The organism is Herbaspirillum sp. GW103 (assembly GCF_000261365.1).
GTDB lineage: Bacteria > Pseudomonadota > Gammaproteobacteria > Burkholderiales > Burkholderiaceae_D > Herbaspirillum.
In genome coordinates this window covers 741,352-754,640 of the sequence record NZ_AJVC01000006.1, presented here as the reverse complement: position 1 = coordinate 754,640, position 13,289 = coordinate 741,352, and the positions used below count along the sequence as shown (strand labels likewise).

At 62.9% G+C, this 13,289-nt stretch carries 14 protein-coding genes and 1 tRNA gene; 2 read left to right on the top strand and 13 right to left on the bottom strand.

Going from position 1 to position 13,289, the window contains the following annotated elements; genetic code table 11:
* Nucleotides 1-11 precede the first annotated feature (11 nt).
* The 3 genes from obgE to rplU form a co-directional block, all read right to left on the bottom strand.
* A complete protein-coding gene (obgE, locus tag GWL_RS21975; protein WP_008334622.1) occupies nt 12-1,121 on the bottom strand; it encodes a GTPase ObgE in 1,110 nt (369 codons plus the stop codon).
* A 201-nt stretch (nt 1,122-1,322) separates the two neighbouring features.
* Complete coding sequence (gene rpmA / locus GWL_RS21970; protein ID WP_013232410.1) at nt 1,323-1,580, bottom strand: 50S ribosomal protein L27; 258 nt, start codon at nt 1,578-1,580, stop codon at nt 1,323-1,325.
* Nucleotides 1,581-1,628: 48 nt separating this feature from the next.
* Nucleotides 1,629-1,940: a 50S ribosomal protein L21 gene (gene rplU, locus GWL_RS21965; protein ID WP_006713215.1), complete on the bottom strand. Its 312-nt coding sequence runs from the start codon at nt 1,938-1,940 to the stop codon at nt 1,629-1,631.
* A 379-nt stretch (nt 1,941-2,319) separates the two neighbouring features.
* On the opposite strand from rplU, the gene ispB reads away from it, so the two are divergent.
* Nucleotides 2,320-3,249, top strand: coding sequence for an octaprenyl diphosphate synthase (ispB, locus tag GWL_RS21960; protein ID WP_192811602.1), 930 nt, complete (start codon nt 2,320-2,322; stop codon nt 3,247-3,249).
* A 16-nt stretch (nt 3,250-3,265) separates the two neighbouring features.
* Nucleotides 3,266-3,342 (top strand) — tRNA-Pro (locus GWL_RS21955).
* A 188-nt stretch (nt 3,343-3,530) separates the two neighbouring features.
* On the opposite strand, the gene GWL_RS21950 is transcribed toward GWL_RS21955, so the two are convergent.
* The 10 genes from GWL_RS21950 to GWL_RS21905 form a co-directional block, all read right to left on the bottom strand.
* Nucleotides 3,531-4,607, bottom strand: a complete 1,077-nt coding sequence (locus GWL_RS21950) for an acyltransferase (protein WP_008334615.1) — start codon at nt 4,605-4,607, stop codon at nt 3,531-3,533.
* A 577-nt stretch (nt 4,608-5,184) separates the two neighbouring features.
* Nucleotides 5,185-5,445 (bottom strand): hypothetical protein, encoded by a 261-nt coding sequence (locus tag GWL_RS21945; protein WP_034351615.1) that lies wholly within the window; start codon nt 5,443-5,445, stop codon nt 5,185-5,187.
* A gap of 105 nt (nt 5,446-5,550) precedes the next feature.
* Nucleotides 5,551-5,814: a translation initiation factor IF-1 gene (gene infA, locus GWL_RS21940; RefSeq protein WP_006713209.1), complete on the bottom strand. Its 264-nt coding sequence runs from the start codon at nt 5,812-5,814 to the stop codon at nt 5,551-5,553.
* Between the two features lie 518 nt (nt 5,815-6,332).
* On the bottom strand, nt 6,333-7,382 hold the full coding sequence (locus GWL_RS21935; RefSeq protein WP_008334609.1) for an ABC transporter substrate-binding protein: 1,050 nt from the start codon (nt 7,380-7,382) through the stop codon (nt 6,333-6,335).
* Nucleotides 7,379-8,551, bottom strand: coding sequence for an FAD-binding oxidoreductase (locus GWL_RS21930; RefSeq protein ID WP_008334608.1), 1,173 nt, complete (start codon nt 8,549-8,551; stop codon nt 7,379-7,381). The genes GWL_RS21935 and GWL_RS21930 overlap by 4 nt, the downstream gene beginning before the upstream one ends.
* Nucleotides 8,548-9,999 carry an NAD(P)/FAD-dependent oxidoreductase gene (locus GWL_RS21925; protein ID WP_008334606.1) on the bottom strand — a complete coding sequence of 484 codons (1,452 nt, stop codon included), beginning with the start codon at nt 9,997-9,999 and terminating at the stop codon, nt 8,548-8,550. The genes GWL_RS21930 and GWL_RS21925 overlap by 4 nt, the downstream gene beginning before the upstream one ends.
* Nucleotides 9,996-10,310, bottom strand: a complete 315-nt coding sequence (locus GWL_RS21920; RefSeq protein ID WP_008334604.1) for a (2Fe-2S)-binding protein — start codon at nt 10,308-10,310, stop codon at nt 9,996-9,998. Before GWL_RS21920 ends, GWL_RS21925 begins: the two co-directional genes overlap by 4 nt.
* Complete coding sequence (locus GWL_RS21915) at nt 10,307-11,101, bottom strand: ABC transporter permease (RefSeq protein ID WP_008334602.1); 795 nt, start codon at nt 11,099-11,101, stop codon at nt 10,307-10,309. Before GWL_RS21915 ends, GWL_RS21920 begins: the two co-directional genes overlap by 4 nt.
* A 3-nt stretch (nt 11,102-11,104) precedes the next feature.
* Nucleotides 11,105-12,022, bottom strand: a complete 918-nt coding sequence (locus GWL_RS21910) for an ABC transporter permease (RefSeq protein ID WP_008334601.1) — start codon at nt 12,020-12,022, stop codon at nt 11,105-11,107.
* On the bottom strand, nt 12,019-13,104 hold the full coding sequence (locus GWL_RS21905) for an ABC transporter ATP-binding protein (protein WP_008334600.1): 1,086 nt from the start codon (nt 13,102-13,104) through the stop codon (nt 12,019-12,021). The genes GWL_RS21910 and GWL_RS21905 overlap by 4 nt, the downstream gene beginning before the upstream one ends.
* Between the last annotated feature and the right edge of the window lie 185 nt (nt 13,105-13,289).

Here is a 13,289-nt window from a genome sequence, read left to right as displayed (position 1 = left end):
CAAGAGAGGAATCAGTCCAGGACCTTGAAACGCGGATCGTCCGGATCGATGCTGGAGATGGCGCGGGCTTCCTCGGTCATCTGCGTTTCTTCCGAACGGTGCTCTTCGGCACGCTTGGTTTCCAGGTACTTGTAGATCTCGTTGATGAGTTCTTCGCAGCCATCGCGGTTCAGGGCCGAAATCTCGAAGACCGGGCCCTTCCAGCCGAAGCGCTTGACGAAATCCTTCACCCGCTTGGCGCGCTCGGCCTCGGGGACCACGTCCAGCTTGTTCAGGACCAGCCAGCGCGGCTTGTCGAACAGGGACTGGTCGTATTTCTTCAGTTCCTGGACGATGGCCTTGGCTTCCTTGACCGGATCGACTTCATCATTGAAGGGCGCCAGGTCGACGATGTGCAGCAGCAGACCGGTACGCTGGAGGTGGCGCAGGAACTGCACGCCCAGACCGGCACCATCGGCAGCCCCTTCGATCAAGCCGGGAATGTCGGCGATCACGAAGCTCTTCTCGTGGCTCACGCGCACCACACCCAGATTGGGGTGCAGCGTCGTGAAGGGATAGTCGGCGATCTTGGGACGCGCGTTGGAGACGGCCGTGATGAAAGTCGACTTGCCCGCATTGGGCATGCCCAACAGACCCACATCGGCCAGCACTTTCAGTTCCAGGCGCAGCTCGCGGCGCTCGCCTTCCTTGCCTTCGGTCTTCTGACGCGGGGCGCGGTTGGTGGAGGTCTTGAAGTGGATGTTGCCCCAGCCGCCCTCACCGCCCTTGGCCAGCATCACGGTCTGGCCGTGGAAGGTCAGGTCGGCGATGTGCTCGCCGGTGTTGATGTCGACGATGAGCGTACCCACCGGCATGCGCAGGTAGACGTCATCGGCACCCTTGCCGTAGCAGTCCGAGCCACGACCGTTCTCGCCGCGACCGGCACGGTGCAGCTTGGCGTAGCGGTAGTCGATCAGGGTGTTGACGTTGCGGTCGGCCACGGCCCAGATGGTGCCGCCCTTGCCGCCGTCGCCGCCGTCGGGACCGCCGAAGGGGCGGAATTTCTCGCGGCAGAAGCTGGCGACGCCGTTGCCGCCATCGCCTGCCACGACTTCAATACGTGCTTCGTCGATGAATTTCATGATTTGGACGCCTCATGGGACATGGGAGCCGCTAACAAAACGTCGATACCTGCCCGGTCAGGGTCAGGCCCCACCCCTGCACTTGCCATGCAAGCCGAGGCTCGGCGCTTTGTTGACGGCTCTTCAAAAATCAAAAAGGCTCCACCACCGGCAGAGCCTTTTTTATGCCTGGTTCCGGGCGAACCCGGATGACAGGAACGCTTACGCCGGAACGACGGTAGCGTATTGACGCTGTTGCAGGCCCTTGACAACGAACTTGACCTTGCCGTCCTTCAGGGCGAACAGGGTGTGGTCCTTGCCGACGCCGACGTTTTCGCCAGCGTGGACGCGGGTGCCGCGTTGACGGACGATGATGCCGCCAGCGTTGATCACTTGGCCGCCATAAACCTTGACGCCCAGGCGTTTCGATTCTGAGTCACGACCGTTGCGCGTAGTGCCGCCGCCTTTTTTGTGTGCCATTTAAAACTCCTTGATGACTTTGGATGAGCAGTTCGTTCGGGACAACGCTCAAGCGTTGATCGAGACGATTTGCAGTTCGGTGTAGTTCTGACGATGGCCTTGACGCTTTTGGTAGTGCTTGCGACGACGCATCTTGAAGATGCGGACCTTGTCATGGCGACCTTGTGCTACCACAGTAGCCAGCACCGTAGCACCTGCGACCAGCGGCGCACCGAACTTCACGGTTTCGCCTGCGCCCACTGCGAGCACTTGATCCAAAGTGATTTCGGAGCCAATGTCAGCCGGTATCTGTTCTACTTTGAGTTTTTCGCCAGCAGCAACTTTGTATTGTTTGCCGCCGGTTTTTATGACCGCGTACATGTGAAACCTCACGAATGAATGAATAAGAACGATTTTTCCCTTGCCGCGCCCGTCAAAAACCCATGGCGAAACAGGAAAACCGCAAATTATACAGGCACTTAGCTGCACGGTCAAAAGACTTGACACTTTGCCGGGCCTCTGTACAACAGAGTTTCCGGGCGGACAAGGAACAGGGCCGGCCCTGTCGGCCACCCCGCTCGGGACGCATGTTTTCATTTCGACAAGGCAAAAGCGGCATCATCTGGCCTGAGGCACTTTGGCGTGGCACTGCCTTGTCGTCGTATAATCCGGGCAATAACCATTTCCCACAGGTTCCGCCTTGTCTGCCGCCGTACAAACCGCTTCGCAACAAACCATCCTGCATCCGATCGTCGCCGACATGGAGGCGGTCAACGCAGTCATCCGTCGGCAGCTGTATTCGGAAGTGCCGCTGGTCAACCAGGTCGCCGAATACATCATCAGTGCGGGCGGCAAGCGCCTGCGCCCGGTGCTGGTCGTGCTCATTGCCAATGCCTTCGGCTACAAGGGCGAGCATCATCATGCGCTGGCGGCGGTGATCGAATTCATTCATACCGCCACCCTGCTGCATGACGATGTGGTCGACGAATCGTCGTTGCGTCGTGGCAAGCAGACCGCCAATGCGATGTTTGGCAATGCGGCCTCGGTGCTGGTGGGTGACTTCCTGTATTCGCGCGCCTTCCAGATGATGGTGGCGGTAGGCAATCCGCGCGTGATGGAAATCGTGGCCGATGCCACCAACGTCATCGCCGAGGGCGAGGTGTTGCAGCTGCTCAACATGCACAATCCGGATGTGGACGAGGCGGGCTACCTGCAGGTGATCCGTTCCAAGACCGCCAAGCTGTTCGAGGCGGCCAGCCAGATTGGTGCGCTCATTGCCGGCGCCGACGAGGCGGGCATTGAAGCCGCTGGCGAATATGGCCGTTCCATCGGCACCGCCTTCCAGCTGATCGACGACGTGCTGGATTATTCCGGCAACAGCGCCGAGATCGGCAAGAACGTCGGTGACGACCTGCGCGAAGGCAAGCCCACGCTGCCGCTGATCTGGCTGATGCAGCATGGTACGCCGCAGCAACGCGAGCTGGTGCGCACCTGCATCGAGAATGGTGACGAGCAGCATTTCGACGAAGTGCTGTCGGCCATCACCCATTCCGGCGCCCTGGCCTATACGCGAGAACAGGCGGAAATCGCTGCGCGACGGGCTGCGGACGCAATTATTTCACTTCCGGATAGCCAATTCAAAAAATCCCTGTTAGAATTATTGGCTTTCGCAGTAGATCGAAATCACTGACTTAGATCTCACTCGACGGGGTGTAGCTTAGCCTGGTAGAGCGCTACGTTCGGGACGTAGAGGCCGGAGGTTCGAATCCTCTCACCCCGACCAGAATTACCCAAGCAAAAACAGCGAGTTATTGAACTCGCTGTTTTTCTTTGTGCGTCCCGCCTGCATCTTCTGTGTCCAGCCCCGTCAGGGGCCCGACCGATTTCTGCCTGTTTTTTCACATCCACCACCGACAATTTCCTGCCCCGCCCGAGGTACCAGCCTGAGCGCCCGGAACACGGCCCTTTCCTTCATATCGGCGCAGGACCAGGCTTGCCCGCCAGCCGGCGCCGCACACTGTCGCGGATCGGCACTTCGCAATACCGATAGGACACATACGCCAGGATCACTGCCAGCCCCATCGCCGCCAGAATATGGAGCAATGGTCCCTCGCCGTTCCTGGTGACCAGTTGCAGCAAAGGGATATGCCACAGGTAGATGCCATAGGAGAGGATGCCGGTGCGCACCATCAGCTTTGCCGACAGCAGTTGCTGCATCACGGCCCTGCGCTCGCAGTCGAGCGCCGCAATCTGCAAGGCGCCACCCGCACCGATCAGGGTCGGACCGAATACGCTGCTCAAGGGCGCCAGCCACACGATGCTGGCAGCAACCGCGACCACCCCAGCCAGCACCGCACCGATGCCCGGACGCCAGCCGCGACGCACGGCAACCGCCGCGGCACATCCATAGAGCAGGGAATCGAGTCGCTCCAGGCTGCCCGCATAGAGCATGAGCCTGACCTGCTCGCCGAAGAACACGAACAGCAAGGCGCGCCAGCACAGCACCGCCACGCAGAGTGCCAGCACCGCCTTGATGAAGCCGGGCGCCTGCAGGCGTCGGAGCAACAGCAGCATCAGCGGTGGCCAGACCAGATAGAAATGCTCCTCCACCGCCAGCGACCAGGTATGTCCGAATCCGGCCAGATGGTGGCCACTGAAGATGGCGGCGTAATTGGCCGTATAAGTCACGGCAAACAAGCCATTGAAAGCAGCGCGCCGCTGCCCCTCCGCCAGAAACGCCACGCCCGCGACCACCACCACGATCACCAGCGCCGGTGCCAGGCGCGCGAAGCGCCGCAGGTAGAACGGCACCAGCGCCAGTCGCCCTTCCCGGGCAAACTCATCCCATAACAAACCGGTAATCAGATAACCCGACAGCGCAAAGAAGATGCCAACGCCAACACCACCCAGATTGAATTGCTTGAACAGATTGGTATGTTCCAGCAGCACCAGCAAGATGGCCACCGCCCTGACACCATCGAGCCACGGCCGATAGCCGGTGAAACGCGCGGCGCCTGCCCCACTCTCCGACATGACCGGGATACTCATGCCACACCTCCATGGTTGACCAGGGTCGCAGCACGGCGCTGCAAGCCCGTCGATGCGCAAGACTGCGCGACCACGGGGTGGCCTGCGCTACCGGACGCATCATGTGCGCATGGGCTGAAATGAATGTGCATGGCGTTTATGGCGCAATTCGTCCGCGCTCTTGAGCAGATCTGCCGATCTGACACAGGTGGAAGGAAATTCGGGATAGGGACCGATATCTCGACGACGCATTGCCACAGAAAAACATTGCCGCATGGCCTTCAGCCGGCACCCGAATACTTAACAAAAATGAATGAGTCGCGGCGCTATTCTATGTTGCGAAGCACGCCGACCACAAGCGACGCTGACAGGGTCGAGGCGATAGCCTCGCAATCCCGTCGACAGCGCCTGTTGCGATAATCCACTGAAAGTCGGCGCGGCAACTAGTTCCGCAGAAAATGCAGGAGCGAAGCGCCAGCAGGCTGGCCGGAGAGGGGAACAAGCCCAGGAAGATGTCCACGTCGAACATCAATACGGTGCGTAGATGAAGATGGCCGATCCGGCCAGAGATGCGCTGGATGAAAGAGCAACAGCCAGCTCAGCTGGCCGTCCACTCTCCATCGAGCGCCGGGTCAAGATTGTCGATCACCGCCCTGGCCCAGCCCATGCCGCGCTCGATGGCCAGTCCGGCGCTCTCGAAACGCCCCGGCAACTGGCGGCGCGGAAAGAGGGCCGGCGCCATTGCACTGCCGTGGACAATGTGCACGTCACTCACCTCCCACAGACCTTGTGCGCCGCTACAGCGCAGCGAAATGTGGAAGCCCTTGTACTGCTCCTGATGGTGGACCGGAGCTTGCATATTTTTTTTCTTTCGCAAAACCGATCATGTGAGCGCAGGCCAGCGCCTTGGGCGTGCCGCAGGGCATCAGGCGACGCGACGCCACAGCATCACGCCGCTCCAAGCTCAGCGACGGCGGAAGCCCGGACGCGGGCCGCTGGGGCCGCGCTGTTCCAGGTGACGGAAGATGATGCGCCCCTTGTTCAGGTCATAGGGGGACAGTTCCAGCGTAACCTTGTCGCCCGCCAGGATCTTGATGAAATTCTTCTTCATGCGACCAGCCGTGTAGGCGATCAGCGAGTGGCCGTTGTCCAGCGCCACGCGGAAACGGGAGTCAGGGAGGACTTCGGAGACTTGTCCTTGCATTTCGATCAGTTCTTCTTTTGCCATTTTCTCTTTCTTGTGCGTGAGCGCGCGACCTCCAGCGAGGAAGGGCTCGGGGATTTGAATTCTCTGGCTTTGACGACTGGCCACGCCAAGTGGAGGCCGGGAGCGTTAAGGTCGGAGGACAGTTGACCGCGCACGCGGCGAAGCCGGCAGCGCTGGTGCTTTACTCGGGGAAGCGGATGAAGATGCGAATCACGCGGATTGCAGGGTGCTGGTACGACAAGGCGCGTGGGGATCAGGATTTCCGCTCGGTTCTTGAGCGATCCAAGCATTATACGCGATTTTTGCCCCTCCCGCCAATGCGCCTCACTGCCCGCCCTGCTGCGGCTTATCTACGCCATTGCACAATCGATATCGATTCATCGATGCCGCAGATAAACAAAAACTGCGCCGCACGCCTTCATCGAAAAAAACGCCACCGCAAAGGTGGCGCAAAAAACTACCAGAGATTCTGCAAAACCAGATAAATCATTTAGATCATTTAGATCATTTCTGCACTTCACGCCGTGGAGCGGCAGTCATCAGCGTTCGATGGTGCGGCTCCAGCGGGTATTCCACACCGCGCGATTCTTGTTGATCTCATCCCAATCCACCGCCCGGGCCGCCTTGACGAAAGCGTTCATGCGGGTCTGCTCGGCGGCTGCCGCGCCACTGACCTGGACCTTGGTATTGGTCGGGTTGTAGTTGCCATTTTCCAGCGCCAGCGCCTGGGCCTGCGGCGAGAGCAGATAGGCCGCCAACTCCTGTGACAGTTGCGGCTCGCTGTTGTTGGCGATCACGCACTGCGCCACCATCAGCACGATGGCACCTTCCTTGGGCTGCACGTATTCCACGGGCACACCCTTGCTCTTGAGGAGCGTGGAGAGTGTGGGCGTATAGGGGAACAGCGCGGCTTCGCCGGTCTGTGCCATCTCGGAAATCTTGGCCGAATTGGCGATGTACTCCAGCACATTGGGACCGATGGTCTTGGGCCAGGCCTTGAAGCCCGGATCGACATTGGCATCGGTGCCGCCCTTGATCTGGTTGAAAGCGAGGAAGGCATGCAGCCCGAAGGTGGACGAGGGCAGCGACTGAAACACCACGCGCCCCTTCAACTTGGGATCGGCCAGATCCAGCCAAGAGGTCGGCGGCGCCCAGCCCTTCTCGGCATAGACCTTGGTGTTGTAGGCCAGGCCGGTGACGCTGATGGTCACACCGGTGGCCATGTCATCCTTGATGTGCGCCACCGGCAGCAGGTCGGCCAGGTTGGGATTGGGCTTCTGCTTCTCGCACAGCCCCATGCCGACGGCGCGGGCCATCACGCCATCGTCCAGAAACATCAGGTGCATCTGCGGCTTGTCCCTGGCGGCCTGGGCCTTGGCCAGGATGTCGGCCGAACCGCCCGGCACCACGGCGATCTTGACGTTGTATTTCTGCTCGAAGGGACCGAACACCGCCTGCGTAAAGGTCTTCTCCATGTTGCCGCCATTCATGCCGACATACAGCGTACGGGTCTGTGCCTGCACCTGTGATCCGGCGCTGGCGGTGGCCAGCAGGAGTCCGAGGGCAGCGGTGCGGGAGAGCGACATCATGAGATCTTCCTTTCAGGGTGGGAGGACAACAGGTCGACGACAGCGGCACGCGCCGGGAGGAAGCGGCCGATCGAGAAAGCATCCAGCGCAATGGTGCTGCGTCCGTGCAGCACCAGTTCGGCCAGCGCTTCGCCGGCTGCCGGACCGATCTGGAAACCGGCACCGCAGAAGCCGAAGCCATGCAGCAGGCCCAGTTGCGTAGTGCTGGGGCCGATCACCGGATGCTGGTCCGGCAGGTAGCCTTCCACACCGCTCCAGGTCCGGATGATGTGTACATGGCGCAGTGCCGGCAGCAGGGCCGCCGCCTGCGGCAGCAGACCGAGGATGGAATCATGCGAGGCGCGGGCGCGCTGCTCATCGAGCACATAGCCACGTCCGCCGCCCAGCACCACGTTGCCGCGCGCCACCTGGCGGCAATAGATGGAGCCTCCCTCCACACCCAGGCTCCAGGGCAGGAAGTGCGCAATCGGTTCGGTGACCACCATGCTGGGGTGGCCGCTGGTCAGCGGCACGGTTTCGCCAAAGGCTTGCGCCACGCGGTTGGCCCAGGCCCCGGCACAGTTGATGAGGACTTCCGCGCGGACCTGCAGGGTACTTTCCCCATGTCGCGCTTCGGCCACGAAGTCGCGACCATCATGGCCGACCTGCAGCACTTCGCAGCGCTCGACGATGGTCGCACCGGCGGCCTCGGCAGCGCGTGCGAAGGCCGGTGAGATCAGGCGCGGATTGGCCTGGCCATCTTCCGGACACAGCGAGCCACCGACTGCGGCGCCGCCCAGCCAGGGACATTGTTGGCGCAGGCGCTCACCGCTGATGAGTTCGATGCCCAGGCCATAAGGACGGCTCAGTTCGGCATAGCGCGCCAGTGACTGCATGTCGGCCTCGCTGCGGGCCAGCTTGAAGTGACCGCTGCGTTCGTATTCGCCGGTGGTGCCGATCAGGTCCTGGAGCTGGCCCCAGATCTCATGCGCCCGCTGCGACAGCGGCAGTTGCACTTCGGGCCGCCCCTGGCGCCGTACGCCGCCATAGTTGATACCGCTGGAGCGTGCACCACACAGGTCGCGCTCCAGCACGGTCACGCGACGTCCGGCCTTGGCCAGCACCAGCGCAGCGGAGGCGCCGACGATGCCGCCGCCGATGATGAGGACTTCGGTGGCAAGAGTTTTCATGAGGCATCTTCCTGGACAGGCAGCGCGATCACCCGCGCCGGGACAGGCTCGGGAGCGGGCACGTGCATGCCCAGGGGAATCGGCTTGATCGGCGCCTGCCCGCGCAGGCGTCCCACTTGCGACACCGGCAGGCCGGCCGCGTGAGCCAGGATTTCGGTCGCAGCCGCGCCGCACATGCGGCCCTGGCAACGGCCCATCCCCACCCGCGTGAGCGCCTTGAGCCGGTTCATTTCCGTGGCCCCCTGCTGACGCACGGCGGCGCGCAATTCACCGGCCCGGATGTTCTCGCACCGGCACACCACCAGATCATCCGGCGCAGTGGCCGCCCAACGTTCGGGGAAGGGAAATGCGCGTTCCAGCCCGAGACGGAACGCACCGATACGCGCCAGCTCCGCCTCGATCTGCGCCACCCGTGCTGCATCGACTGCGATGCCACGATCCTGCAACAGCGCCAGCGCGGCACGTTCGCCGGCCAGTTCAGCCGCATCCGCGCCCATGATGCCGGCACCGTCGCCGGCCAGGTAGACGCCGGGCACGCTGCTGCGGGTGCTGGCGTCGCGCACCGGCAGATGCGCGCGCTGCAGGGCATCGAACTGGAAGCGGCAACCCAGCAGGTCGGCCAGTTGCGTTTCCGACCGCAGTGCATAGCCGAAGCCCACGGCATCGCATGCAATGCGCTGCTCGGGGCCGGGCTTGCCGCCCGCGTCTGCCAGATGCTCGCGACGCCAGGCCAGTGCCTGCACACGTGTATCGCCTTCCACGCGCAACACTCGCGCGTGCGAATGCACCGGCACGCCATGCAGGCGGAGCCAGGCAAGGTAGTAGATGCCCTTGGCCAGCAACGCGGGCTGCCCCAGCATGGCCGGCAGTGCGGCGATGCGGTCGGTCAGGCTGCTGCTGTCGAGTACCGCCGCCACATGCGCGCCGGCCTTGGCATATTGATAGGCCACCAGATAGAGCAGCGGGCCATTGCCGGCCAGTACCACCGAGCGGCCGATGGCACAGCCCTGGAACTTCAACGCGACCTGCGCACCACCCAGCGTGTAGACGCCCGGCGTGGTCCAGCCAGGGAATGGCAGTACGCGATCAGTGGCCCCGGTGGCCACGATGATGTCTTCCCAGACCAGGGTGGAGGCCGATTGTGCGCCGCCATCCATCAGATCCAGCAAACCCGGCTGGGCATTCCAGACCAGGGTGTCGGGCCGGTAATCGACGGCCTCGCGCAAGGTGTCGAAGGTATCGTGGACCGATTGCGCGCGGCTGGCCTCGAAGCCATACAGCGTCTTGCGGCTGCGCAGGAATCCGCGCGGTGGCTGGCGATAGATCTGGCCGCCTGCGCGCGCGGCTTCATCGATGACGACCGGACGCAGGCCGTGTGCCAACAGCGTCTGGGCCGCGCGCACACCGGCCGGACCGGCACCGACGATGACGGGAGCACGGCGGCTCATGCGGTCTCCCCCTGCCCGCTCAGCAACTGCATGCCGGCGCGGATGAAAGTGGAACAGGCGCGCAAGCGCTCACCGTTATCGGTGGCGATCCAGCAATCCTGGCAAGCGCCCATCATGCAGAATCCGGCCCGCGGCTGGCCGCTGAATTCATTGCGACGCAGGCTGCCCGCGTTGGTCAGCACGGCGGTCAGCACGGTGTCGCCTTCGAGCGCGGTGGCCGGACGGCCGTCCAGAGTGAAGCTGACCGTGGCGCGATCACGCTCGGCCAGCCGCACCAGCTGGGCCTGTGACGGGGAGGAGGTCGGTGTCATGAACGTCCCACCAGCACGCGGTCCAGGCCATAGACCCGGTCCAGGATGATCATCGCCACCGCCGTGATGCCCACCATCAGCGCCGACACCGCCGCCATCATCGGATCAATCGATTCGGTGGCATACATGTACATGCGCACCGGCAGCGTCACTGTCGAGGGCGCCGTCACGAAGATGGACATGGTGACTTCATCGAAACTGTTGATGAAGGCCAGCAGCCAGCCACCGGTGATGCCGGGCAGGATCATCGGCAGCGTGATGCGCAACAATACCTTCGTGCGCGAAGCGCCCAGCGACAGCGCCGCCTGCTCGGCACTGCGATCAAAACCGATCAGGGCGGCCATGATGAGGCGCATGGTATAGGGCGTCACCACCAGCGAGTGCGCCAGCACCAGCCAGCCGAAGTTGCCGGCGCCGCCCACCACCGAGAACAGCTGCAGCAGCGCCACGCCCAGCACCAGGTGCGGAATGATGAGCGGTGACAGGAACAGGCCCTGCAACATGCCCGACCAGCGATGCGGATAGCGCACCAGCGCCATGGCCGCCGGTATGGCCAGCCCGGTGGAAATGGTGGCGGCGGCCAGGGCCAGCCACAGGCTGTTCCAGAAGGAAGTCACGAAATCGGGGAATTCAAACACTGCCTTGAACCAGCGCAGCGAGAATTCCGGTCCGTTCATGGTCAGGGTGTTTTCGGGGGTGAAGGCGATCACGCACACCACCAGGATCGGCGCCAGCGTGAAGAGGATCACCAGCGCATTGAAGCACAATGCAATCGGTCCGTTCTTGTTCATGGTTCAGCCCAGCGCTTTCTTGTAGCGGCGTTCGATCATGCGGTTCCAGCCCAGCATGATGACCAGGTTGGCCACCAGCAGCAGCAGCGCGATGGCTGCGCCCAGTGGCCAGTTCAGTTCGTGCAGGTATTCGTCGTAGATGATGGTGGCCATCATCTTCAGACGCCGTCCGCCCAGGAGGCCCGGAATGGCAAAGGAACTGGCCGAGAGGCCAAAGACGATCAGGCTGCCCGATAAGATGCCGGGCATGATCTGCGGCAGCACGATACGACGCAGCACGGTCATGGGCGAGGCGCCCAGCGACAGCGCGGCATTGGCCACGCCTGCGTCGAGCTTCTGCAGCGAGGTCCACACCGGGATCACCATGAAGGGCAACATCACATGCACCAGCGCAATGACAATGGCCGTCTCCGTATAGAGCAGCCTGACCCGGGCAAAGCCCAGTGCGGCCAGCGTGCCGTTGATGAGTCCTTCGGGACCGAGCAGCATGCTCCAGCCGAAGGCGCGCACCACCACCGAGATCATCAGCGGGGCCAGCACCACCAGCAGCATGACGGAGCGCCATGGCTTGCGCATGCGGTTGAGAATGTAGGCTTCGGGCGCGCCCACCACGATGCAGATCAGCGTGACCAGGCCCGAGATCCACAGCGTGCGCCAGAAGATGCCGTAGTAGTACGGATCGGTCAGCACCGCATAGTAGTGCTCCAGCGTGAAGGTGCCGGCCTTGGGGCCGGTCTCGGCATCATAGGCGTTGAAGGACAGCACGAAGGTCAGCACCAGCGGCACCAGCAGCATCACCGTGCACAGCAGGATGGCCGGGGCCGACATCAGCCAGGGCAGGCTGCGCTGGCCGGGGACCTTGCTGCTGTCGCCGGGGGCCACCGCGGGTGGCGCTACGGAAGTCGTGCCGGCCGCGCTCATGCCGTCACCTGTTCATCGCTGCGGGCGGTGGAGACCAGGCGCAGACTGTAGTCGCTCCACGCCAGGCCGACGGCAGCGCCCTGCTCCAGCGCCTCGGCGCCATCGTTGGCCGACAGCACCGACAGCAGACCCAGCGGCGTCTGCACTTCATACATCCACTGGCTGCCGAGGAAGAAGCGGCGCACCACGTCGCCATTGCAGCGGCCCTGGCCGGGCGCGGTACAGCGGATCTTTTCCGGACGCAGGCCGAGCACCACGCGGCCACCGCCGCGCAGGCCGGTATCGCTACTCTCCAGGGACAGCATCATGCCACCCACGGCGATATCGGCGCGCTCGCCGGCCGCACCGACCACCTGACCCTCGAGCAGATTGGCCTTGCCCACGAAGGTGGAAATGAAGCGATTGGCCGGATGCTCATACACGTTCAGAGGACGCCCGACCTGGGTGATGTGACCGGCCTCCATCACCACCACGCGATCACTGATGGACATGGCTTCGCTCTGGTCGTGCGTGACCATGATGGTGGTGGTGCCGACCTTGCGCTGGATGTCGCGCAGCTCGAACTGCATTTCTTCACGCAGCTTGGCGTCGAGGTTGGACAAGGGTTCGTCCAGCAGCAGCACGGGCGGTGCGATCACCAGCGCACGCGCCAGGGCCACCCGCTGGCGCTGGCCGCCGGACAGTTCGCGCGGATAGCGGGCACCGTGTTTTTCGAGATGCACCAGGGCCAGGGCCTGCGCTACGCGGTCACGTTTTTCCGCCCGGCCGCACTTGCGCATCTCCAGGCCAAAGGCCACGTTCTGCTCCACCGTCATGTGCGGGAACAGCGCATAGGTCTGGAACACGATACCCAGGCCACGGCTGTTGGGCCTGGCGTGCGTGATGTCGCGTCCGTCCAGTTCGATGCGGCCGCCGCTGACGGCTTCGAAACCGGCAATCATCTGCAGGGTGGTGGTCTTGCCGCAGCCCGAGGGCCCCAGCAGGGAGATGAACTCGCCCTTTTCCACCGTGAGGTTGAAACCCGATACCGCCTGGGTATCACCATAGAACTTACTGACATTGGTCAGCGTAAGAAATGACATTGCAAGCTCCCTGTCGCAAGGTTCGGGCGCTGCACGGCTGGCGGGCTTGTCGGCCGGCGGGCGCTCCGATGCATTCTTTCAAGTACGCCACCGCGGCGCTGAGCGAGGTGGGTGGCGCGTCTCCTGTTTCGTTATTGATGCAATTTCGGTGCCAATTCTGCTATCGTATTTCGACTGTCAGGAAA